Origin of the sequence: Yersinia nurmii (assembly GCF_001112925.1) — a bacterium.
In the GTDB taxonomy this organism is placed as follows: domain Bacteria; phylum Pseudomonadota; class Gammaproteobacteria; order Enterobacterales; family Enterobacteriaceae; genus Yersinia; species Yersinia nurmii.
The window spans coordinates 307,803-332,458 of the sequence record NZ_CPYD01000001.1; the positions used below are offsets into that span (position 1 = coordinate 307,803).

Consider the following 24,656-nt stretch of genomic DNA (forward strand, 5'->3'; position numbering starts at 1 on the left):
CGACCTAGGCTAGCGCGAAGAAACAGGCGGCTCAATCGAAAGGTGAGTCGCCTTTTTATTCGTGGCTTCATCTTATTTACATCTCCGCCGAGCTGTACGTGCGATCAAAACGGCCCACACCATGGATTACCTGCAATCCATTTAATTAAAAAGTAAAGATACAGTTGGCAACAATATAAAATAACAGTGCCAAAAACTTATTTAACTCGCTATTCCCCATGTCAATCGCTTGTTATTTAATTGTGATTGGTTGGTTTCAATAATCATCAATGAAATAAAAAACAAAAAACGAATCACTTCTACTTTTTTATTTACAATCAATGAGGTAAATCAAGATAGCCTCTTCTTGTTTTTTCCTTAAACTTGTTTAAAACCACTATTTCCCCCTTATTTGTTTTCACAAGGCGCAGGGACAAGGTAACATTACCTTTCGTCGGTTTGCCCTCTTCGGGGAGCAGACACCTATTGATAAATTTATCATCCCATTTCCTGCGCAGAATAATTGCCTGATGAATAAAACAAGACAATATGAGTTGATTCGTTGGCTGAAAAAACAAAGCGCCCCCGCGCAACGTTGGCTCCGCCTTTCTATGCTACTTGGTTTGCTCAGCGGGTTATTGATCATCGCTCAAGCCTGGTTATTAGCCGGATTATTGCAGGCGCTGATTATGGATCAGGTGCCGCGAGAAGCACTGACCAGCGACTTCTTACTGCTGGCTGGAACTTTCGCCGCGCGCGCCGTGGTCAGTTGGCTACGGGAGCGGGTAGGTTTTATCTGCGGTATGAAAGTACGATTGCAGATTCGTAAAATAGTGTTGGATCGCCTTGAACAGCTCGGGCCATCCTGGGTAAAAGGCAAGCCAGCCGGCAGTTGGGCGACCATTATCCTCGAACAAATTGAGGAAATGCAGGATTACTATTCGCGCTATTTACCACAAATGTATCTGGCTGGTCTGATTCCGTTGTTGATTTTGATTGCGGTATTCCCAATTAACTGGGCCGCTGGACTCATTTTGTTCGTCACTGCTCCTCTGATCCCGATTTTCATGGCGCTAGTCGGCATGGGTGCCGCTGATGCTAACCGCCGCAACTTTGTTGCACTGGCGCGATTGAGCGGCAATTTCCTCGATCGTTTGCGCGGTTTGGACACCTTGCGCTTATTTAATCGGGCGAAGGCCGAAACCGACCAAATCCGCGATTCTTCCGAAGATTTCCGCAGCCGCACCATGGAAGTGCTGCGAATGGCCTTCCTTTCCTCTGCGGTTCTCGAATTTTTCGCCGCTATTTCTATCGCCGTTGTCGCAGTTTATTTCGGTTTTTCCTATCTTGGCGAATTGAATTTTGGCAGCTACGGATTGGGCGTCACCCTATTTGCCGGTTTTCTGGTGCTGATTCTGGCTCCTGAGTTTTACCAACCGCTGCGCGATCTCGGCACCTTCTATCATGCCAAAGCGCAGGCCGTTGGCGCGGCGGAGTCATTAGTGACGTTCCTCACCAGCGAAGGCGAAGCTATCGGTCAGGGGGATAAAAATCTACCCGACGAAGGTTCAATCACGCTGGAAGCCGCCGAACTGGAAATACTGGCGCCCAACGGCACTCGCTTGGCTGGTCCGTTGAATTTCATCCTACAACCCGGCCAGCGCATTGCCATTGTTGGGCAGAGTGGTGCAGGAAAAAGCTCATTACTCAATCTGTTACTGGGCTTTTTGCCTTATCGCGGTTCTCTGCGGGTTAACGGCATCGAACTGCGCGAACTTGCCCCTCAGGCATGGCGCAGCCAGCTAAGCTGGGTAGGCCAAAACCCTTATTTGCCGGAGCAGACTCTGGCCAGCAATATTCTGCTCAATCAACCTGATGCCAGCGAACAGCAGCTGCAACACGCGGTTGAACGTGCCTATGTCAACGAGTTCCTAAGTGATTTGCCCAACGGGCTAGCCACGGAAATCGGCGATCATTCGGCTCGTCTATCCGTTGGTCAGGCACAACGCGTCGCAGTGGCGCGCGCCTTGTTAAATCCGTGCAGGCTACTGCTGTTGGATGAGCCAACCGCCAGTCTGGATGCCCACAGCGAACAATTAGTGATGAAAGCGTTAAACGAAGCTTCACGGATGCAGACTACGCTGCTGGTGACGCACCAGTTAGAAGATACGCTGGATTATGATCAAATCTGGGTTATGGATCGCGGACTGCTGGTTCAGCAAGGGGATTACACCACATTGAGTCAGTCTGAGGGGCCTTTCGCCAACCTACTGTCTCATCGCAGTGAGGAGCTTTAATCATGCGCGTGCTTCTTCCATTTCTGGCGCTTTACCGCCGTCATTGGTTCTTGATTAGCCTCGGTATTTTGCTGGCCATTATTACTTTGCTGGCCAGTATTGGCCTGTTGACGCTGTCCGGCTGGTTCCTCGCGGGCACTGCACTGGCTGGCCCGGCGGGTTTGTATACCTTTAACTATTTGCTTCCCGCCGCGGGCGTTCGCGGTTCAGCCATTTTACGCACCGCCGGACGCTACGCCGAACGCGTGGTGAGCCACGATGCAACCTTCCGGGTGCTGGCGCATTTGCGGGTATTTACCTTCCAGCGCATCTTGCCGCTCTCCCCTGCCGGGATTGCTCGTTTTCGTCAAAGTGAAGTGCTCAACCGCTTGGTGGCAGACGTCGATACGCTGGATCACCTGTATCTACGGGTCATTTCCCCGTTAATCGCCGCGTTGGCTATCATCGCTGCCGTTACCTTCGGTCTGAGTTTCCTTGATGTCGATTTGGCATTGACCCTTGGCGCTATTCTACTGGGGCTGCTGCTGATTCTGCCGCTGATTTTCTACCGCGCCGGTCAACCTATCGGGGCCGATCTCACCGTATTCCGTAGCCACTACCGCACGCAACTGACCGCCTGGCTGCAAGGTCAGGCCGAACTGTTGGTCTTCGGAGCATTAGGACGTTTTCGCCATACTTTAGAAGATATCGAACGGCGTTGGGTGACTCGTCAGCAGCAACAGGCTTCGCTAGCCGGTTTGGCGCAGGCATTAATGATTCTGGCGACCGGAATGACCGTCACGCTAATGTTGTGGCTGACAGCGGCTGGCGTCGGCGATTATAGCCAACCCGGCGCATTGATTGCCCTGTTTGTTTTTGCTTCGATGGCGTCATTTGAGGCTTTACTGCCGGTTGCGGGTGCTTTCCAGCATCTTGGGCAGGTGATAACTTCCGCCGAGCGCGTGGCGCAACTTATCGCACAAAAACCGGAAGTCACCTTCCCTGAAACCGGCCCTGAGATCGCCTCACAGGCAGCTCTGGCAGTCGCACAGGTGAGTTTTACCTATCCAGACCAACCATTACCCGTATTGCAGGATATAACGCTGTCACTGGCCGCAGGAGAGCATATTGCGCTACTGGGGCGCACAGGTTGTGGTAAATCAACGCTATTACAGTTACTCACCCGCGCCTGGGACCCGAGTCAGGGTGAAATTCGGCTCAACGGCCAGCCGCTTGCGAGCTACGACGAAGCTTCTCTACGCCAGATGATGACGGTCGTCAGCCAACGAGTACACGTTTTCAGCAGTACGCTGCGACAAAACCTGCTGCTCGCCTGCCCAACCGCTAGCGATGAGCAACTGGTGACTGCGTTACAACAAGTCGGGCTGAGTAATCTTTTGGATAATGACGAAGGACTAAATGCCTGGATGGGAGACGGCGGCCGCCCCCTTTCCGGTGGCGAACAACGCCGTTTGGGTATCGCACGCGCGCTGCTTCATCCCGCTCCGTTGTTATTGTTGGATGAACCGACCGAAGGTCTGGATGCAGAAACCGAGCAACAGATACTGGCGCTGCTGCGCCAACACTGTCAGCACAAGAGTCTGATTCTGGTGACGCATCGCCTGTACGGGCTGGAGCATATGGATCGCATTTGCGTGATGGACGGCGGCCAGATCGTTGAACAGGGCGATCATGAGACTTTATTGAAAAATAAAGGTCGGTATTATCAGTTCCGCCAGCGCCGCTAAGTTTTATTGTTGGTTTAAGACGATTTCTGGCTAATGTTATCAAATGCCGCTGGAACAACGGCGGCATTATCAATACTCTACAGCCAAAAGCGCCTGTAAGCGCCGTTAAGGGGATTTATGCGTCTTACCCACCTCTCATCACATTCTTACGCGTTCCCTTCACCTGAGCTGGCCCTGCGCGAGCCTAATGGCTTATTGGCGTTAGGTGGCGATTTATCGGCGCCACGGTTACTTGCCGCCTATCAGCGCGGTATTTTCCCGTGGTTTAGCCCCGGCGAGATGATTTTATGGTGGTCACCAGACCCACGAGCGGTGCTGTTCCCCGAAGAATTACATATCAGCCGTAGCATGCGTCGCTTCCTGCGCCGCAGCCCGTTTCGATTCACACTGAACCAAGCGTTCCGTGAAGTGGTCGCCGCCTGTGCCGATCGTCCCGATGACGGAACTTGGATTGGCGACGATGTACAGCAAGCCTACGCCCAATTACATGAAATGGGCCACGCTCATTCATTGGAGGTATGGTTAGATAATGAACTCGTTGGTGGGTTGTATGGTATCGGGATCGGCGGACTTTTTTGCGGAGAATCAATGTTTAGCCGAGTAGAGAACGCTTCAAAGAGCGGATTAATGGCTTTTTGTCATCATTTTACCCGTCATGGTGGAGAACTGATTGACTGTCAGGTCCTCAACGCTCACACTGCGTCGCTGGGTGCGAGAGAGATCCCTCGCAGCCACTTTTTGCAGCACTTGAGTCAACTCCAGTTTAGTCCGCTACCGGCTGAATGCTGGTTACCGCAATCGCTGGATGTCGAAATCGCGATGCAGTAAAGATCAATGTTACAAAAGCACCCCACATTAGGCTTTATCCCCTCCTCAGCAGACTAATTTTGCAGAAATGGTGTGATGACTGCCAACACTTCTTTACATAATGTGGGTTTTTCGGCATTATCTTGCCGGTTAAAAACTAAGGTAGTTACTCCTAGAGGATTCGATGGCCAAAGAAGACAATATTGAAATGCAGGGCACCGTTCTTGATACGCTGCCGAACACCATGTTCCGTGTTGAATTGGAAAACGGGCACGTGGTAACCGCTCATATCTCCGGTAAAATGCGTAAAAACTATATCCGCATCCTGACGGGTGACAAAGTCACTGTAGAGCTGACCCCGTACGACCTGAGCAAAGGCCGCATTGTCTTCCGTAGCCGTTAATCGGCTACCCAGTCGCTAGTTGCTAGCGAGCTCTGAGGATGTAGTCCCCCTCCGGCGCCCTTCCCATTTTATTGGCTAGGGCGTTTTGCTTTTTCTGTTATTTACCCCTTTCGCACTACCCCCATTTCGAATGATTCAGACAGAGTACAAAAACAAAAAGGGCGATATCGCTATCGCCCTTCCATTTATTTAACGTCTGATTCAACTAGCTTATTGCGCTAAGGTTAATGTACCGCGCCTTCCGTTTTGCGTTTTTGCGCGCTTTGGAATTCGTAAGCCAGTTGCTGTTTCTCTTTATCCAGACCCACGCTCACCGAGCCGCCATCAACTAAAGATCCAAACAACAGTTCGTTAGCCAGCGGTTTCTTCAGATTTTCCTGAATCACGCGCGCCATCGGCCGTGCGCCCATCGCTTTGTCGTAGCCCTTCTCAGATAGCCAGTTCCGCGCTTCATCGCTGACTTCCAGTGACACGCCTTTGGCATCCAGTTGCGCCTGAAGCTCGACGATAAACTTGTCGACAACCTGCTGAATCACATGAGGAGACAAGTGGTTGAACCAAATGATGTTATCCAAACGGTTACGGAATTCCGGCGTAAACACCTTTTTGATCTCTTCCATCGCATCGGTACTGTTATCCTGCTGTTGGAAGCCAATGGATTTACGCTGAGTTTCCCGCACGCCAGCGTTGGTGGTCATAACCACAATCACGTTACGGAAATCCGCTTTACGCCCATTGTTATCCGTCAGCGTACCGTTATCCATCACCTGCAATAACAGGTTAAAGACATCGGGGTGCGCTTTTTCAATCTCATCGAGCAACAGAACTGCATGAGGATGTTTGATAACCGCGTCGGTCAGCAAACCGCCCTGATCGTAGCCAACGTAGCCCGGAGGCGCACCAATCAGGCGGCTAACCGTATGACGCTCCATATATTCGGACATATCAAAGCGCAGCAGTTCGATATCCAGCGCCTTGGCCAATTGCACCGTGACTTCAGTTTTACCCACCCCAGTCGGACCAGCAAACAGGAATGAACCCACAGGTTTATTTTCATGGCCTAAGCCCGCGCGACTCATTTTGATCGCTTCAGTCAGAGCTTCGATAGCTTTATCTTGCCCAAAGACCAGCATATTCAAACGGTCGCTAAGGTTTTTCAGTACGTCACGATCGCTGGCAGATACTGTTTTCTCCGGAATACGAGCAATACGCGCCACCACAGATTCAATATCTGAAACATTGACGGTTTTTTTGCGTTTGCTCGCTGGCATCAATCGGCTGCGCGCACCAGCTTCATCAATGACATCAATGGCTTTATCCGGCAAATGGCGATCGTTGATATATTTCACCGATAATTCCACCGCCGCCCGAATGGCTTTCGCCGTGTAGCGCACATCGTGATGAGCTTCGTATTTCGGTTTCAACCCATTGATAATCTGCACCGTTTCTTCGGCTGTCGGCTCAACGATATCGATTTTCTGGAAACGGCGCGCTAACGCACGATCCTTTTCAAAGATATTGCTGAATTCCTGATAGGTCGTGGAGCCAATCACCCGAATCTTGCCGCTGGACAACAGCGGTTTGATCAGGTTCGCGGCATCCACTTGCCCGCCGGAAGCGGCACCTGCGCCAATAATGGTGTGAATTTCATCGATGAACAGAATGCTGTCTTTATCCTGCTCTAGTTGCTTCAGCAGCGCTTTGAAACGTTTCTCAAAGTCACCGCGGTATTTAGTTCCCGCCAGCAGCGAGCCGATATCCAACGAGTACAGCGTACATTCGGCCATGACTTCCGGCACATCACCCTGCACAATTCGCCACGCCAGACCTTCTGCAATTGCGGTTTTCCCGACGCCGGATTCGCCGACCAGCAGCGGATTGTTTTTACGACGACGGCAAAGTACCTGAATTGCACGCTCCAGCTCTTTTTCGCGGCCAATCAGCGGATCAATACCGCCGACGCGCGCCAGTTGGTTAAGATTGGTGGTGAAGTTTTCCATACGGTCTTCCCCTCCCGCCTGCTCTTCATTTACCGGATTTTCTGTATTCGGCGCCTGACCCGGCTCGTCTTTGCGTGCACCATGGGAAATAAAGTTCACCACATCCAGACGGCTGACATCGTGTTTACGCAGCAGATAGGCCGCCTGGGACTCTTGTTCGCTGAAGATGGCGACCAAAACGTTGGCACCGGAAACTTCATTACGACCAGATGATTGAACATGGAATACGGCGCGCTGTAATACGCGCTGGAAGCTCAGCGTGGGTTGGGTGTCACGCTCTTCCTCGCTGGCCGGTAACGTTGGCGTGGTTTGTTCTATAAAGGCTTCCAGCTCCTGGCGTAATGCCACCAGATCCACCGTACATGCCTCTAGCGCTTCCCGCGCGGCAGGGTTGCTCAACAATGCCAGCAACAGGTGCTCCACGGTCATAAACTCGTGTCTGTGCTCCCGCGCTCTGGCGAAAGCCATATTAAGACTGAGTTCAAGTTCTTGATTGAGCATAGGCACCTCCCCAATAAATTGCCTTAATCAGGCTTTTTCCAGCGTACAAAGCAATGGATGCTCGTTCTCCCTGGCGTATTGATTTACGTGCGCCACTTTTGTCTCTGCAACTTCAGCAGTGAACACGCCGCAAATCGCTTTCCCTTTGTAGTGAACGTTCAGCATCAACTGGGTTGCACGTTCAATATCATAAGAAAAGAACTTTTGCAGAACGTCAATCACAAATTCCATCGGTGTGTAATCGTCGTTGTTAAGTATAACTTTATACATAGACGGCGGTTTTAGCGCATCGATTTGTTTATCTTTGACTAAATGCTCAAAATTAAGCCAGTCGTTGTTATTGCCCATTGCTTACCCATCGTTTCACTGAATCATACAGGAGCAACACTCAGCTCCGGTTATAAGACCATTTGGTATAGATTTCTATTGTTATTTTAACATCTCTTGCAGTGAAGTGTCGCTTTAGAAGCATGCGGGAACGTTCGCAAAGAAAACAGCAAAATTGTAACTAAATAAGCGCAATAGCGTTATCTGCATCAAACTTTGGCGAACTCCTCCGCCTGAGAAAAGCCGTCCTCTTGACGTTAATCGCATTTCCACTAGAGTGTAAATTTGTGAGCTGATGGAGTTTTAACCAATCCGCGCTCACTTTAACCAGCGATTACCTCATCTAAAATTAGAATAGCCTTGCGAGGAACGTAGAAGTATGGAGACGGGTACTGTTAAATGGTTCAATAACGCCAAGGGCTTTGGGTTTATCTGCCCACAGAACGGCGGCGAAGATATCTTTGCACACTACTCTACTATCCAGATGGATGGTTACCGAACGCTAAAAGCGGGTCAGCAGGTTAACTTTGATGTCCACCAAGGCCCCAAAGGCAATCATGCCAGCCTGATTGTGCCACTGGAAATGCTGGCTCTCGCCTGACATAAAAGTCACACCGTCAGGCCGTTAGCCTTTATCTACGGCAGTACAGCGATTCAAAATGCCAGCCGAACTGCGACTGGCATTTTTATCATTTTTTATGCCCCACTAACGCCACAATATTACGTTAACACCGCCTAGGCGTCTGCTCGTTTATCCTATTGTCTGTAAATTCTATTTGTCCGTAAACGCTATGTCCGTCAGCGCTATTCCCGCGCCAAAGCATCAATTGGGTTTAATTTGGCAGCGCTGCGAGCGGGCAAATAACCGAAGACCACGCCAATAATTGTCGAACACAGGAAAGCGCTGGCCAACGCAACCGGAGGGAAAGAAACCTGCCAGTTAGGCAGCACCATTTCTACCGCCAGACCGATAGCAAAGGACAGCGTGATACCTAATGCACCGCCGACCAGACAAACCAGCACAGCTTCAATCAGGAATTGCTGCATGACATCGCTGGAACGCGCCCCCACGGCCATGCGAATACCAATTTCACGGGTTCGTTCCGTTACCGATACCAACATAATATTCATCACACCAATGCCACCAACCACCAACGAAATAACCGCTACCAGCGTCAGGAACAATTGCATGGTTCGGGTGGTTTTTTCCGCTGTTTGCAGCAGGCTGTCCATATTATAGGTAAAGATATCTTTCTTACCGTGACGTAAAGTTAGCAAGCGAACTAACTGTTGCTCGGCTTCCTTACTGTTATAGCCATCGTTGATTCGCACCGTAATCGAATCAAAATAAGACTTACCCATCAACCGGTTAGCCATTGTAGTGTAGGGAATCCACACCCGCAGTGATTTACTGCTGCCGAACATCGACTGTTTTTCTTCCACTACGCCGACGATAGTCGCAGGCATATTACCGATCAGCATCACTTGCCCCACCACATCTTTCATATGCGGGAAAAGTCGTCGTTGGGTATTACGGTCAATCACCACCGCCTGCGCCTGTCGAACGACCTGATCCTGCGTAATCGCCGTGCCCTGCTCGATACCCATACCGTAAACACGAAAATACTGCGCACTCACTCCGGATACGCTACCAGCCACATCGATATTTCCGAAACGTAGCCGCATGCTGCCAGAGATCACCGGTGACACCGCATTAACGTAAGACTGCGCTTTCAGCGCGGCCATATCGTCATAAACCAGCGCCTGCCGATTACTGGGATCGTCATCGCCAAAGTCTTTTCCGGGGTAAATATCGATGGTATTGGTTCCGATAGCGCGAATGTCCGCCAACACCATTTGTTTGGCCGCATCGCCCACCACCAAAATAGAAACCACCGAAGCAATACCTATGATAATGCCGAGCATAGTTAGCGCAGTTCGCATCTTGTTAGAGGCCATCGCGCGCCATGCCATCAGCAAGGCTTCACGAAAACGCCCGGCCAATTGCTGCCATGAAGGCGCTGGCGGCGTCAGAATTAGCGTGTCCGGCTCTGCGGTTTTGGGCGGCATTTTACTGCCGGAGTCCGCCATAATACGGCCATCTTTGATTTCAATGATTCGCTCGGCCTGAGCCGCGACCGTAGGATCGTGGGTAACAATAATGACCGTGTGCCCCTGCTGTTGCAGTTGCTTTAAAATCGCCATCACTTCAACGCTGGAATGGCTGTCCAACGCGCCGGTTGGCTCATCGGCCAATATCACCTGCCCGCCGTTCATCAAAGCGCGAGCAATACTAACGCGCTGCTGCTGTCCGCCGGAAAGCTGGCTGGGGCGATAGTTGATGCGCTCGCCTAATCCTAAGCGGGTTAGCAACATTTTGGCGCGTTCCCGCCGCTCCTGCTTTCCTAATCCCGCGTAGACCGCGGGCACTTCTACGTTATGCGCCGCACTTAGGTGAGGTAATAAATGATAACGCTGGAAAATAAAACCAAAGTGCTCACGACGTAAAGCCGCCAGCGCATCGTTGTCCATGCTATCGACGTCCTGGCCAGCCACGCGGTAAATCCCCTCGCTTGGCTTATCCAGACAGCCAAGAATATTCATCAGGGTCGATTTACCTGAGCCGGAAGCACCAATAATTGCCACCAGCTCACCTGCATTAATTTCCAGCGAAACGTCCTGCAGCACGTCCACCGTTTGTTCGCCAGACTGATAACTGCGGCGAATGCCTTTCAACTCAAGCAAAGCAGCCATTATTCAGCCTCCGCGACGCCGCGGCTGGTAATCACTTCATCACCCACTTCCAGACCGCTAAGCACCTGCGCATCCACGTTGTTGCGAATACCGATGGTAACTTCTCGTTTCTCCTCTTGACCATTTTTTAGCACCGCGACTTCATAGCGGTTTACGCCCAGTTCGTTACCCAAAGCGGACAGAGGCACAACTTTAGCCTGTTCCACTTTCGATAATTGAATCGATACCTGAGCGGTCATTTGCAAGCGCAGGAGACCATCCGGATTAGGCACTTCAAAGCGGGCAGAATAGAAAATGGCATCGTTCACTTTTTCGGGCGTTGGTTGAATATCTTTGAGTACACCATCAAAATGCTTCGACGGGTCGCCCAATACGGTGAAGGAGGCTTTCAGCCCCGGTTTTAGGTGGATAACATCCGCTTCGGAAACCTGAGCATTCACCAGCATAGTGCTCATGTCGGCCAACGTCAGAATGTTTGGCGCCTGTTGCGCAGCAATCACTGTCTGGCCTTGCAACGTGGTGATTTGCACCACATCGCCGTCCATCGGAGCGGAAATTTTGGTGTAATCCAGGTTAATTTTGGCTGTATCTAGGCTAGCTTTGGTTTTGCTGATTTGTGCGTTGATCGTGCCAACTTTGGCTTTTTTCACTGCCAAATCCGTTGCGGCTTGGTCCAGATCCTGACGAGAAACCGCCTGTAGTTTCGCCAATCGTTGCTGGCGGTTCAGCGTCACTTCCGCCAACTGCTGTTCGGCTTTGGCTTGCAACAGCTGAGCGTTAAGATCTTGCAGCGTCGCTTCCACCTCTTTGATCTGATTCTGCGCCTGCTGCGGATCGATCATCGCTAGCAGTTGCCCCTGCTTGACCTTATCGCCGATCTCTACATAAAGCCGTTCAAGCTGCCCGCTCACCTGTGCACCCACATCAACTTTGCGCACCGCGTCCAATTTACCTGTCGCCAATACGTTTTGTTGCAGATCCCGATTAACCACTTTGACGGTTTGATACTGTGTCGCAGCCGGAGCCATTCCATGCTTGATCGCCCAAAAACCGCCAATTGCCAGAATCACAATCGCCAGAATCCAGCGTCGTTTACGTCCGCTAAACCACGTCAAATTAATTACCCACCTTATTGAAATTTTTACTTGAAATAGTCAAATGCTAATGAAAATACCCTAGTGCAGATTAAATTATCACTCTGAGCGCACGCGAATTTAAACGTAATATAAACATCAAATCACATAAATAATACCAGCATAAGACGCATTGACACTCCGTTTAGTTCCCTCTTGTTTCAATAGCGACAAAGATTAATAACGAAACGGATATTCCAATGTATTTATTCACTTCATCCCCATCAGCACCGAATCATTTAAGTCGCTGGCAGTTAATTTCGCGGTTGATGAAAGGGGAAGAAAACCTGCCTGAAGTGTGGCGAAAACCGGCTTTTCGCTTTAAGTTTCTGGCCAGAACGCTGATTTATCCTCAGGTTACTCTGGCGCTACTCGATGAATTGGCGAATAACCCACAGCTCGGCACGCTGCTGCAATCTCAGCCGGATTTGCCTTGCAAACTGCACCGTCCGTATCTCAGCGCCAATCTCAGCAAACGTCAGGGATTACAGGCGATCAAAGAGCACTATCGGTTGGTCAATGAACTGATGCCGTCAGCATTGTCGACGGGATATATACAATCTAAGCCTTATCAATTGGCCGAATTAAGCGGGCGTAATGATAGCCAGTATCGCGTTTACCTCGGTACATTGCCGATGCTCAATAAAGAAGGGGAAGCCACGCTGATGTTTACCAATCAACAAGGTGAAACACTGGCGCTAATGACCTTTAGTTTGATGAGTTATCGACAGAAAAAAACGTTTTTTATTGGTGGGTTACAAGGAGCAGCACCGCAGGTAGCTCATGAAGAAATTCAAATCAGCACCAAAAATTGTCACGGCCTGTTTCCGAAAAGGATCCTGTTGGAAGCAGCCTGTAGTCTGGCCGCAATGTTAGGGATTTCTCAGATTATAGCGGTGGGTAATGATACTCATATCTATAAAAGCTGGCGCTACCGTCAACGGAAAAGCGATAAGCTACACGCCGATTACGATGGTTTTTGGCAGTCTCTGGGTGGACAAATGAGCGAGGAAGGTTATTTTCTGCTGCCTACCCGTGTAGCGCGGAAAGCCATTGAAGATATCCCTAGCAAGAAACGCGCTGAATATCGCCGCCGTTATCAATTATTGGATCAATTGGAAAGCGGGATTAGCGCCCACTTCCCTTGTGCTGAAAATATCCCGGTTAATCCGCTCGGCCACGAGCCAGCCACACCACGCGGGAAAACATCTTTTTCAGAATTGGCGGTACCGAACTCACGCCCCACACCCCAGCCTGAGTGGCAACTTCAATAGCCAAATCGGGCTTGGAAGTGCGATGTATTGCTTTCTCAATCACCCGGCGCGGCGGCATTTTGGCATTCATCGGTATCGCTGATATTCGATGATAAACCGGGTCAAATCCCGCACGGTATAAGAATTGTTCCATATCCGGCGCCGGCAACATGGTCAGGCGATCTCGTTCATTATCACCGTTGCGCTCCGCAATATCCCGAACGGTGGCGGCGTACTTCTTACCGGCATCGTCGCCGTCGGTCAGGGTATGCCACTGAATGCCCATGCGGTTGGCGAATTTTAGCAATGGACGTAAGCCGCTTTGGGCAAACTCGATGACTTTTACCCCTTCAGCTTCAAAATGATAGCCACATTGGCGAGCCAGTTCGTTAAGCAACCAGATTTCTGTTTCACCCTCCACCAATAGCCAGCAGCGGGCAAACAGCGATGACGGGCGGTTAAAGCGAATATGGAAGGCAATGCGACGACTGTCCTCCGGCGTCATCCCCTTCGGACCAATACGGTAAGTCGCCACCCGCGTAGACTCACGCACTAATCGGCAAATCCGGTCTACCGGCACCAAAGAAACCAGTTCGCCGGAGTTGGTGGTGGTGATGCGTTGCAAAGGAAGCTGATTGAGTAGCCCCCAAGCGACCGATAACATAATGGGATGCAGGCGGGTTTCGGGGTCCTCCACCAGCAACAGCGGACGCGCATGAGGATCCAGATGAATCGAGCCTTTAGCCTGCAATAACGTATTAAACATCCCCAGTAAAATCAGCCGCATACTTCGACTATTCGGCTCGGCAATCATGCGGTTGATGCTGTCCAGCGCTTGCCACGCCTGACGTTCCGGCTGTGGGCGCGAAGGCCGATTGCGCTGAGGCGTTTGAGACCCCTGTTCGGCAAAGTAATGCTCCAGCAGTTGGCGCATAGCGTCCAACCCCTGACGTAGTTCGGTGTTCGTCAATTTTTGCGGATTACGTACTAACTCACGGCCTAACTGATCCAATTGCTGATTCAGCGCAACTTTGTCCTGCCCTGGCATATTTTCCGGCACGCTGGTACGTACACGGCGAATAAAGCGGGCATCCCGCAGACGTAACACCGGATGGATACGAATAATACCTAAAGCCAGTTTTTCAATGTCGTGGAGTGGCAACGGTTGGCCATCCAGATCCAGAAAGGTGCGCCAGGTACAAACGGTGCCGTCATCGGCCAGTTCGCCTTCCACCCGGTAGTAAATACGATGCAAACTGTCTTCACATTGGCTCCACAGCGGTGCCAAATGGCGATAGCGCGGGGAACGCCAATGACCGATATCCTTCTCGCAGAAGGTTAAAATAACCTGAAGATGCCGATCTTTTGCCGCTTCATCACCGGGGGGATAATAAAAATCCTGCACGGTGAAATGATAGAGTCGCGGTTCCGGAGAAAGTAACAGAGTGAGCGCATCCAACAGGCTGGATTTACCCCAAGCATTCTCCCCGATCAGTACCGTATTATCATCCAGCGTCAAAGAAAGACGATTAATGCCACGAAACCCGACTATTTCCACGCGTTCTAGGAACATATTTACGCCTCCCGTGCGAAGTTAAATCAATACCAGCGAAGCCTATGTCATTAACGCGTTAACATTCATGAGAATGGCGCAAAAAATCCTTTCAGGTCAAGCACCATCCACCGGTCTTTCCACCTTTACTCTATCAGCCTTTTTAGATAGCTTATCTCCTTCACATAACAATGCCCGATCTCACTGCTATAGCCAACCGGCGATAGCCTTACGTCTGCTTAATTCAGCCTGACGCGTAAAGGACGCTTTAACTCACATGTATTCAGGATTACTGATCATTCTGTTGCCGTTAATTATCGGTTATCTGATCCCGCTTAGCCGTAAATCTTTAATTCAGGCGATTAACCGGCTTTTAAGCTGGATGGTTTACGTTATTTTATTTTTTATGGGCATCAGTTTGGCATTTCTGGAAAACCTTAGCGCAAACCTACTGCTTATTTTCCAATACGCCAGCGTATGCTTTATCTGCATTTTATCCGCTAACTTGTTGGCGCTATTTTTGCTCGAACATAAAAGGCCGTGGAAAAATACCCACCGTCAGGAAGCTCTGCCTTCCCGATTACATATGGCGCTGGAGTCGCTGAAGCTGTGCGGCGTAGTTATCATCGGCTTTCTATTGGGTTTGACCGAATGGCCGCCATTACAATTTGCCGCTCAAGGTAGTGAGTTAGCATTGATATTTTTGCTATTTTTGGTTGGCATACAGTTGCGTAACAGCGGTATGACTTTGCGCCAGATTGTGCTTAACCGCCGCGGCACTCTTGTCGCCATCGTGGTTGCCGTCAGTGCGCTGGCTGGCGGCGCATTAGCCGCACTATGCCTCGGTTTACCGCTGAAAACCGGTCTGGCAATAGCCTCCGGCTACGGTTGGTACTCACTTTCGGGGATTTTACTGACCGACGCATTTGGCCCGGTGATCGGCAGCGCCGCTTTCTTCAACGACTTAGCCCGTGAATTAGTCGCCATTATGCTGATTCCAACGCTGGTTCGCCGCAGCCGTTCTACTGCCTTAGGTCTCTGCGGTGCCACCTCAATGGATTTCACCCTGCCGGTATTGCAACGTAGCGGTGGCCTGGAAATGGTACCTGCCGCAATAGTGCACGGCTTCCTATTGAGTTTACTGGCTCCAGTACTGATCGCACTATTCTCCTAATATTCTCCTTCCCTCGCGGGCTAATGTATCGGCCCGCTAAATTCTATTCCTTTCATCATTAAAGCGAAAAAGTCTCATTCGCGACAAAAATTGCGCCAAATCAAGATAAGTTAAAGTTGCATTACAAAAGCCTTTTTAAGAGGCCATTGCACATCTATGCTTTTAAACACGCATTACAAATGCAATTTTAAAAGGAAAAAAATCATGTTCTGTGTGCAATGTGAACAAACCATTCGTACCCCGGCAGGCAATGGCTGCTCTTACGCTCAGGGTATGTGCGGGAAAACCGCTGAAACTTCCGATTTGCAAGACCTGTTGGTTGCCGTATTACAGGGGCTTTCCGCCTGGGCATTACGCGCCCGACAACTCGGTATTGTCGATCCAGATATCGATAGCTTCGCACCCAGAGCCTTTTTCTCAACGCTGACCAACGTTAACTTTGATTCTGAGCGCATCGTCGGTTACGCACGGGAAGCTATCGCACTGCGTGATTCTCTGGTTGCGCGCTGCCGCCTGCTGGATGCCAGCGCATCGGTGGATCATCCGATGGCCGAATTACAGTTGGAAGCTAACGACATTCCAACGCTGCAAAAACAGTCTCAACAGTTCGCTTTAAACAGTGATAAAGCCGAGGTTGGCGATGATATTCATGGTCTGCGGATGCTGTGTTTGTATGGCTTGAAAGGTGCAGCGGCTTATATGGAGCACGCTCACGTTCTCGGTCAGTCCGATGAAAATATCTACAAGCAATATCATGAGTTTATGTCATGGCTGGGCACTCAGCCGCGCGATGTGGATACCCTGTTGAATAATGCTATGGGTATCGGTCAGATGAACTTCAACGTGATGGCGATTCTGGACAGCGGCGAAACTCAGGCATACGGTCACCCGCAGCCAACGGCAGTCAACGTACGCCCGGTCGCGGGTAAAGCCATTCTGATTTCAGGGCACGATCTGAAAGATCTGCATATGTTATTGGAGCAGACCGCCGGAAAAGGCGTCAATGTGTACACCCACGGCGAAATGCTGCCCGCACACGGCTATCCGGAGTTGAAAAAATTCCCACATCTGGTGGGTAACTACGGCAGTGGCTGGCAAAATCAGCAAATAGAATTTGCCAAATTCCCCGGCCCGATCGTGATGACTTCCAACTGTATTATCGATCCTAACGTGGGTCATTATGGCGATCGTATCTGGACCCGCAGCATTGTTGGTTGGCCGGGCGTCAATCATCTGGAAGGCGATGATTTCTCAGAGGTTATTACACAAGCACAAAGTATGGCTGGGTTCCCGTACAACGAGCTAGAACACATGATCACCGTTGGTTTTGGTCGCCAGACTCTATTGAATTCGGCGGATACGGTTATCGATCTGGTTTCTCGTAAAAAACTGCGTCATATCTTTTTGGTCGGCGGCTGTGACGGCAGTCGGGACGAACGCAGCTATTTTACCGACTTTGCCCGCAACATTCCGCAAGATTGCCTAATCATGACTCTGGCCTGTGGTAAATATCGTTTTAACAAGCTGGACTTCGGTACACTGGAAGGTTTGCCGCGTCTGCTGGATGTCGGCCAATGTAACGATGCTTATTCCGCGATCATGCTAGCGGTAAAATTATCTGAACAATTAGGCTGTACCGTCAACGACTTACCTTTAAGTCTGGTGTTATCGTGGTTCGAACAGAAAGCCATCGTCATTTTGCTGACGTTGTTGTCTCTCGGCGTCAAAAATATCTATACCGGCCCTACAGCGCCGGGCTTCCTGACCGATAATCTGCTGGCCATTCTGAATGAAAAATTCGGTATGCGCCCGATCACCTCGGTTGAACAAGATTTGAACGAGATTCTGGTGGCCTAAGCCACGGTGCGGTCAGCGCTATTCGTCTCCGGAGCTGACCGTTTTTATTACCGCGCAACCACGAGGGTTTGCTATGACGATGCCAACACCGATGTGCCCTAATCGTATGCAGGTGCATTCCATTGTGCAGGAAACGCCAGATGTCTGGAGCCTGCAATTAATCAACCACGATTTTTATCCGTATCAGCCAGGCCAATATGCGTTAGTGAGTATTCGCAACAGCGAAGATACCCTGCGTGCCTATACGCTTTCCTCTTCTCCGGGCCTAAGCCGCTTTATTCGCTTGACTATCCGTTGCCTGCCCGACGGCTCTGGCTCTCGTTGGCTAACTCAAGAGGTACAGCCGGGGAATGACCTGTGGCTATCCGACGCTCAGGGAGAATTTACCTGTGCCAATAGTCAGGATGACCATTATTTAATGCTGGCCGCGGGCAGCGGTGTGACGCCAATTATGTCGATGTGTCACTGGCTGTTAGCCTACCGACCAGAGGCCGATATTCGGGTGATTTTTAACGTTCGTACCCCAGATGACGTTATTTTTTCCGCTGAATGGCAGGCACTGATTGAAGCTCACCCGCAGCGATTACACGTCACTCTGATGGCAGAATCGGGCGCTAAAGAAGGTTTTATCAGTGGCAGAATTTCTGCGGAAATTATGCAGCAAATCGCGCCGGATATTCGACAATGCCGAGTCATGACCTGCGGCCCAGCGCCTTATATGGTGTGGGTGGAAAATTATTGCCGCGAGCAACAGGTGCCGCCAGAACATTTCCAGAAAGAACATTTCCACATCGAAGAAGCAAAACCACAGTCAGGAAACCAACTGACGTTGACCATTAATCGCCCTCTACGCCAACTGCGGGTTCCGGTCGGCGCGTCTTTACTGTTCGCACTCGAAGAAAATAAGGTACCCGTCTCCGCGGCTTGTCGTGCTGGCGTCTGTGGATCTTGTAAAACTCGAATAATTTCAGGTGATTACACTACCACCAGCACCATGACGCTGACGCCAGAAGAAATCGCTCAGGGTTACGTGTTGGCCTGTAGCTGTCAATTACAGGGCGATACCCAATTGGCCTGACGACAACAAAATATGCCCTATTACGCAATATAAACCACAGTTAATAGGGCATTAACTCTTAAACAGACCATACTTTCTCCTCCTGGAATAAAAACATCGCGATGAAATCTTGGGGGAAGTATGAAACAGACCGTAGCAACACTGGTGGCTAAAACACTAGAACTCGCTGGCGTAAAACGAATTTGGGGCGTCACCGGCGACTCTTTAAACGGATTAAGTGACAGTCTGCATCGTATGGGCACCATCGAATGGCTAGGTACTCGTCACGAGGAAGTTGCGGCCTTTGCCGCTGGAGCAGAAGCGCAGTTAACCGGCAAATTGGCGGTTTGTGCCGGTTCCTGTGGGCCGGGAAACCTGCATTTAATCAACGGACTTTTTGATTGCCACCGTAATCATGTCCCGGTTTTGGCGATTGCAGCGCATATTCCCTCCAGTGAAATCGGCAGCGGCTATTTTCAGGAAACGCATCCGCAGGAACTGTTCCGCGAATGTAGTCATTATTGCGAATTAGTCACAAATCCAGAGCAGTTACCGCGTGTACTGGAAATCGCCATGCGCAAAGCCATCCTGAATCGCGGCGTTTCTGTGATTGTGCTTCCCGGTGATGTAGCACTGCAAGCCGCACCGGAAGATGCGCCGATGGTCTGGCACACTCCGAAATATCCGCTGATTCAGCCACCGATGAGCGAACTGGAAGCGCTGGCTGACACCTTAAATTCCGCTAAAAACATTACGTTGATGTGCGGTAGCGGCTGCGCCGACGCCCATGACGAAGTGGTTAAACTGGCAGAAATGCTGCAAGCACCGGTGGTACACGCACTGCGCGGTAAAGAGCATATTGAGTGGGATAATCCCTATAGCGTGGGAATGACTGGGCTGATTGGTTTTTCCTCCGGCTATCACGCCATGATGAATGCCGATACGCTGATTTTGCTCGGTACTCAGTTCCCTTATCGGGCCTTTTATCCGACTCACGCCAACATTATTCAAATCGATATTAATCCCGGAAGCATTGGCGCTCACTGTCCTGTGAATATGGCGCTGATGGGTGATATCAAAACGACCCTACGCGCGCTATTGCCTCAGCTACAGGTAAAAAGCGACCGGCGTTTTCTGGATAAAGCGCTGGAACACTACCGAACCACTCGTAAAGATTTGGATGGGCTGGCGACGGCCAATGACGATCAGCCAATCCATCCACAGTATCTGGCGCAGCAAATCAGCCATTACGCAACCGACGATGCCATTTTCACCTGCGATGTCGGAACGCCTACGGTCTGGGCCGCCCGGTATCTGCAAATGAACGGTAAACGTCGCCTACTGGGATCGTTTAACCACGGTTCTATGGCCAATGCCATGCCGCAGGCGATTGGTGCGCAGGCAACGGCACCTGAACGTCAGGTGATAGCGATGTGCGGCGACGGCGGTTTTACGATGTTAATGGGCGATTTTCTGTCACTGGCGCAGCTTAAACTGCCGGTGAAAATTGTGGTGTTCAATAACAGCGTGCTGGGCTTTGTCGCAATGGAAATGAAGGCTGGCGGCTACCTGACCGACGGTACAGATCTGCATAATCCTGATTTTGCCGCCATTGCCAATGCAGCAGGAATAAAAGGCATTCGGGTAGAGAAAGCATCCGAGCTGGACAGCGCACTGGAAGTGGCTTTCGCCCATCCAGGCCCAGTATTGGTGGACGTCGTTACCGCCAAGCAAGAGCTTTCCATGCCACCACAAATCAAATTTGAACAGGCGAAAGGTTTTAGCCTGTATATGCTGCGCGCCATTATCAATGGCCGCGGGGATGAAGTGGTTGAACTGGCCAAAACCAACTGGTTGCGTTAATCCATGAGTCGGTCACATGCCAGATTTTGCCGTACCACAAATCGTCTTGTGACAAATAATAGAGATCAAAGTCTGGCACGGGTACACTTTTATCCGGCCAGATACTAACTATTTCAGGGGAAATAACCGACTGCCACCCTGTGATGTTACCCATCCTGCGCTGGCGACTTTCCTTTCCTTTATCAAGAGCTTTTACGATATGTATATCGATCTGCGTAGTGACACAGTAACCCGGCCTTCTCCTCCCATGCGTCAGCTAATGGCCAATGCTGAAGTGGGCGATGATGTGTACGGTGATGACCCAACAGTCAAAGCGTTGGAAGCCGAGGGAGCGCGGCTCTCCGACAAAGCGGCATCGTTATTTTTACCCAGCGGTACTCAGGCTAATCTGGTCGCATTGCTCACGCATTGCCAGCGTGGCGATGAGTATATTGTGGGACAAAAAGCCCATAATTATCTGTACGAGGCGGGCGGTGCAGCGGTTTTAGGCAGCATTCAGCCACAGCCGCTGGATGCGAATGACGACGGCAGTTTGCCGTTGGATAAAGTACTGGCCGCCATCAAACCCGATGACATTCTGTTTGCTCAAACCCGTCTGCTCAGCCTGGAAAATACGCACAGCGGACGCGTGCTGCCCATCAGTTATCTGCAACAGGCATGGGCGTTGACTCGCGAAAAAAATCTGGCGTTACATATCGATGGGGCGCGCATTATGAATGCCGCAGTGGCGCTAAAAGTTCCGCTACGGGAAATCACCCAATATTGCGATACCCTGACTATCTGTCTTTCCAAAGGATTGGGCGCCCCCGTCGGTTCTTTACTGTGCGGCAGCGAAGAATACATTAAGCGCGCTATACGTTGGCGCAAAATGACCGGCGGCGGTATGCGTCAGGCCGGTATTCTGGCGGCTGCGGGACTTTATGCCTTGCAGCATAACGTGGAACGCTTGCAGCAGGATCACGACAACGCAGTGTGGCTGGAGCAAAAATTGCGGGATATCGGTGTAGAGATTATTGCTCCCGGCGCTCAAACCAATATGTTGTATATTCGCCAGTCGGCAGAGCTGGCGGCCCAAATGGGGCCGTGGATGCGTGAACGCGGCGTGTTAATCAGCGCGGGGCCAGTGACCCGCATGATTACGCATTTGGACATTCGCCGAAGTGATTTAGAACGAGTGGTTACACTGTGGTATGAATTTTTGACATTACATAACTGAAACTAATAATATTTTTTTGTCTACGTTGCCTTGGTGATATCCTGTCGCCAGGGCATTTATATTTCGGCAGAAATAGCCCGATGTATCGATTCTGCTACCACTAACCTTACCGAGTGACTCTCATGACACCACAACGAATCTTAGTGTTAGGTGCCAGTGGCTACATCGGCCAGCATTTAATTCCACGCCTTTGCCAGCAAGGGCATCAGGTTACCGCCGCGGCCCGTCGGATTGAATGGTTGGAAGAACAACAGTGGCCGAATGTTCGTTGCTGTTTTGCCGATCTGTATCAGCCGGAGACCCTTCGTCACGCACTACAGGATATTGACGTTCTCTACTATCTAGTTCACGCCATGGGAGACGGCGAGGATTTGGTAGAACAGGAGCGTCAGGCCGCCAGTAACATGCAGCTCGCGCTGAAAAACTCCTCGGTAAAACAGGTGATATTTCTCGGAGCATTGCAACCGGAGGATAACAGTTCCCCACATTTGGTCGCCCGAAAATTGACTGGCGATTTACTGAGAAAAAGCGGCGTACCTGTCACTGAGCTACGTGCCAGCATCATTGTCGGCCCCGGTTCGGCAGCTTTTGAAGTGATGCGCGATATGGTGTACAACTTGCCAATTTTGACGCCGCCGCGCTGGGTTCGCTCCAAGTCCTCCCCTATCGCGCTGGATAACCTATTAGTTTATCTAACGGAAATACTGAATTATCCCTCTGATGAAAACCGCATTTTTGACGTCGCCGGCCCGGAGTACATCAGTTATCAAACCCTATTTGAGCGCTTTATTGCCATTAGCGGTAAACGTCGCTGGCTGATCCCGATTCCGCTGCCGACCCGTTTTATTTCGGTCTATTTTATCAGCATGATTACCTCGGTGCCGACCAGTATTGCCAGCGCATTGATTCAGGGCTTGAATCATGACTTGCCCGCAGACGGCGCTCCGTTACAGGCATTAATACCGCAGAATTTAATCAGCTTTGACGATGCGGTGCGGGAAACCCTGCGGCGGGAAGACGAAGTCGTTGACTCCGCCGATTGGGGCTACGATCCGGAAGCCCGCGCCCGCTGGCGTCCCGGCTACGGCTTCTACCCTAAACAAGCCGGTTGCCAATTGGATACCGCGGCTTCTAGCGAAGCTTTATGGCATGTCGTACAGCAAATCGGAGGCCCGGAAGGCTATTTTTACGGTAACCCGCTGTGGAAAACTCGTGCCTGGATGGACGATCTAGCAGGCGGAGGCGTCGTTTACGGCCGACCAGACCGGCCAACGCTGGAATTAGGCGATTTAGTCGATGGCTGGAAGGTGATTACGATAAAACCATTGCGTCAACTGGCCATGATGTTTGGTATGAAAGCGCCAGGATTGGGGCGGTTGACCTTTACCATCAAAGATTTAGGCGATAAACGCCGTTTTGATGTTCGGGCCTGGTGGCATCCGGCAGGCTTCAGCGGGTTGCTGTATTGGTTCGTTATGATGCCCGCTCACCTGTTTATTTTTCGTGGCATGGCGAAGAGAATTGCGCAACTGGCCGAGCAATACGATCGGGAAGCGCGCAAATAGCGTGCATTTGTCGATCAACCACACAGTTTGCAACCCTTAGTCAGCCCTTTCTGATTGCATAGCGCCTCATTTCACGAAAGAATGGCATCTTATTTGCTGCGCGCATTATATTAACGCCAGCATTCTGATTTTTGGTGGGAACCGAATTCGTTATGAAGGTATTGGTCACCGGCGCAACCAGTGGGTTAGGCCGAAACGCCGTTGAATATCTCCGCCGTCAAGGTATCAAAGTGACAGCAACCGGTCGTAATCAGGCCATGGGTAGCCTATTGGAAAAAATGGGCGCTGAATTTATTCATGCCGATTTAACGAATCTGGTCTCATCGCAGGCTAAAGCCATGCTGGCCGATGTTGATACGCTCTGGCATTGTTCCAGCTTCACTTCCCCTTGGGGTACCGAGCAGGCTTTTGAACTGGCGAACGTCCGCGCGACTCGCCGTTTGGGGGAATGGGCTACCGCTTACGGCGTAGAGAATTTTATTCATATCTCTTCTCCAGCGATTTACTTCGATTATCATCATCACCGAAATATTCAGGAAGATTTCCGACCGGCGCGTTTTGCCAACGAATTTGCCCGCAGTAAAGCTGCGGGGGAAGAAGTGATCAGGCAGTTGGCGCTGTCTAACCCGCAAACCCACTTTACTATTTTGCGCCCACAGGGGCTGTTTGGCCCCCATGACAAAGTGATGCTGCCGCGCTTATTACACATGATTAAGCACTACGGCACCTTGTTATTGCCACGCGGTGGCGAAGCGTTGGTGGATATGACCTATCTTGAGAACGCCGTTCACGCCATGTGGCTGGCGACACAATCCACCACCACAGAGTCTGGTCGCGCTTACAATATCACCAATCAGCAGCCGCGCCCGCTGCGCACCATCGTTCAGCATCTGCTGGACGCGCTGGAGATGCCATGCCGCATTCGTTCGATTCCCTACCCTATGCTGGACGTGATGGCGCGTACTATGGAAAAAATGGGGAATAAAAGCGAAAAAGAGCCGGTTCTGACCCACTACGGCGTCGCTAAGCTTAACTTCGATCTCACTTTGGACACCCGCAGGGCAGAAAAAGAATTGGGCTATCGCCCGCTGGTTTCGTTGGATGAAAGCATTAACCGCACGGCTCGCTGGCTGAAAGAACACGGTAAGCTGCGAGGGTAGTCCTGAAAAGCAGCGAAACCAACGGACTACG

18 protein-coding genes are annotated in these 24,656 nt (G+C 50.8%); 13 read left to right on the forward strand and 5 right to left on the reverse strand.

From position 1 onward, the window contains the following. Positions 1-509 precede the first annotated feature (509 nt). The 4 genes from cydD to infA all read left to right on the forward strand — a co-directional run bounded on the left by cydD (position 510) and on the right by infA (position 5,213). Positions 510-2,276 (forward strand): heme ABC transporter permease/ATP-binding protein CydD, encoded by a 1,767-nt coding sequence (gene cydD, locus AD970_RS01355; protein ID WP_049596534.1) that lies wholly within the window; start codon positions 510-512, stop codon positions 2,274-2,276. 2 nt (positions 2,277-2,278) lie between these two features. Continuing rightward, positions 2,279-4,003 carry a heme ABC transporter ATP-binding protein/permease CydC gene (cydC, locus tag AD970_RS01360; protein WP_049596535.1) on the forward strand — a complete coding sequence of 575 codons (1,725 nt, stop codon included), beginning with the start codon at positions 2,279-2,281 and terminating at the stop codon, positions 4,001-4,003. A 117-nt stretch (positions 4,004-4,120) separates the two neighbouring features. Beyond that, the gene (gene aat, locus AD970_RS01365) at positions 4,121-4,831 is read left to right on the forward strand and encodes a leucyl/phenylalanyl-tRNA--protein transferase (RefSeq protein ID WP_049596536.1); all 711 of its coding nucleotides are present in this window, start codon (positions 4,121-4,123) and stop codon (positions 4,829-4,831) included. A 163-nt stretch (positions 4,832-4,994) separates the two neighbouring features. Beyond that, positions 4,995-5,213, forward strand: a complete 219-nt coding sequence (gene infA, locus AD970_RS01370) for a translation initiation factor IF-1 (protein WP_002211347.1) — start codon at positions 4,995-4,997, stop codon at positions 5,211-5,213. A gap of 224 nt (positions 5,214-5,437) precedes the next feature. Here infA and clpA read toward each other — a convergent pair whose 3' ends face one another. Further along, entirely contained in the window at positions 5,438-7,714 is a 2,277-nt protein-coding gene (gene clpA, locus AD970_RS01375; RefSeq protein WP_049596537.1) for an ATP-dependent Clp protease ATP-binding subunit ClpA, read from the reverse strand. A gap of 27 nt (positions 7,715-7,741) precedes the next feature. Further along, entirely contained in the window at positions 7,742-8,062 is a 321-nt protein-coding gene (gene clpS / locus AD970_RS01380) for an ATP-dependent Clp protease adapter ClpS (protein ID WP_004717325.1), read from the reverse strand. A 358-nt stretch (positions 8,063-8,420) separates the two neighbouring features. On the opposite strand from clpS, the gene cspD reads away from it, so the two are divergent. Further along, positions 8,421-8,642 (forward strand): cold shock-like protein CspD, encoded by a 222-nt coding sequence (cspD, locus tag AD970_RS01385; protein ID WP_049596538.1) that lies wholly within the window; start codon positions 8,421-8,423, stop codon positions 8,640-8,642. Between the two features lie 203 nt (positions 8,643-8,845). On the opposite strand, the gene macB is transcribed toward cspD, so the two are convergent. Further along, positions 8,846-10,795 carry a macrolide ABC transporter ATP-binding protein/permease MacB gene (gene macB / locus AD970_RS01390; RefSeq protein WP_049596539.1) on the reverse strand — a complete coding sequence of 650 codons (1,950 nt, stop codon included), beginning with the start codon at positions 10,793-10,795 and terminating at the stop codon, positions 8,846-8,848. After that, on the reverse strand, positions 10,795-11,910 hold the full coding sequence (gene macA / locus AD970_RS01395; protein ID WP_049596540.1) for a macrolide transporter subunit MacA: 1,116 nt from the start codon (positions 11,908-11,910) through the stop codon (positions 10,795-10,797). The genes macB and macA overlap by 1 nt, the downstream gene beginning before the upstream one ends. Positions 11,911-12,128: 218 nt before the next feature. Between macA and AD970_RS01400 the strand changes: the two genes are divergently transcribed. Next, positions 12,129-13,202, forward strand: a complete 1,074-nt coding sequence (locus tag AD970_RS01400) for a VirK/YbjX family protein (protein WP_049596541.1) — start codon at positions 12,129-12,131, stop codon at positions 13,200-13,202. On the opposite strand, the gene AD970_RS01405 is transcribed toward AD970_RS01400, so the two are convergent. Further along, a complete protein-coding gene (locus AD970_RS01405) occupies positions 13,093-14,754 on the reverse strand; it encodes an ATP-dependent endonuclease (RefSeq protein WP_049596542.1) in 1,662 nt (553 codons plus the stop codon). The genes AD970_RS01400 and AD970_RS01405 overlap by 110 nt on opposite strands. Positions 14,755-15,010: 256 nt before the next feature. Here AD970_RS01405 and AD970_RS01410 point away from each other — a divergent pair, with 256 nt between their 5' ends. The 7 genes from AD970_RS01410 to AD970_RS01440 all read left to right on the forward strand — a co-directional run bounded on the left by AD970_RS01410 (position 15,011) and on the right by AD970_RS01440 (position 24,625). After that, positions 15,011-15,907, forward strand: a complete 897-nt coding sequence (locus AD970_RS01410) for a lysine exporter LysO family protein (protein ID WP_049596543.1) — start codon at positions 15,011-15,013, stop codon at positions 15,905-15,907. Between the two features lie 204 nt (positions 15,908-16,111). Continuing rightward, complete coding sequence (gene hcp, locus AD970_RS01415; protein WP_049596544.1) at positions 16,112-17,764, forward strand: hydroxylamine reductase; 1,653 nt, start codon at positions 16,112-16,114, stop codon at positions 17,762-17,764. Positions 17,765-17,837: 73 nt separating this feature from the next. Beyond that, complete coding sequence (gene hcr, locus AD970_RS01420) at positions 17,838-18,842, forward strand: NADH oxidoreductase (protein WP_072080575.1); 1,005 nt, start codon at positions 17,838-17,840, stop codon at positions 18,840-18,842. A 120-nt stretch (positions 18,843-18,962) separates the two neighbouring features. Then, the gene (gene poxB / locus AD970_RS01425; RefSeq protein WP_049596545.1) at positions 18,963-20,684 is read left to right on the forward strand and encodes a ubiquinone-dependent pyruvate dehydrogenase; all 1,722 of its coding nucleotides are present in this window, start codon (positions 18,963-18,965) and stop codon (positions 20,682-20,684) included. Between the two features lie 199 nt (positions 20,685-20,883). Then, positions 20,884-21,900, forward strand: coding sequence for a low-specificity L-threonine aldolase (gene ltaE / locus AD970_RS01430; protein WP_049596546.1), 1,017 nt, complete (start codon positions 20,884-20,886; stop codon positions 21,898-21,900). Positions 21,901-22,022: 122 nt separating this feature from the next. Then, the gene (locus AD970_RS01435; RefSeq protein ID WP_049596547.1) at positions 22,023-23,465 is read left to right on the forward strand and encodes a DUF2867 domain-containing protein; all 1,443 of its coding nucleotides are present in this window, start codon (positions 22,023-22,025) and stop codon (positions 23,463-23,465) included. Positions 23,466-23,617: 152 nt separating this feature from the next. After that, on the forward strand, positions 23,618-24,625 hold the full coding sequence (locus AD970_RS01440) for an NAD-dependent epimerase/dehydratase family protein (protein WP_049596548.1): 1,008 nt from the start codon (positions 23,618-23,620) through the stop codon (positions 24,623-24,625). The last annotated feature ends 31 nt before the right edge of the window (positions 24,626-24,656 follow it).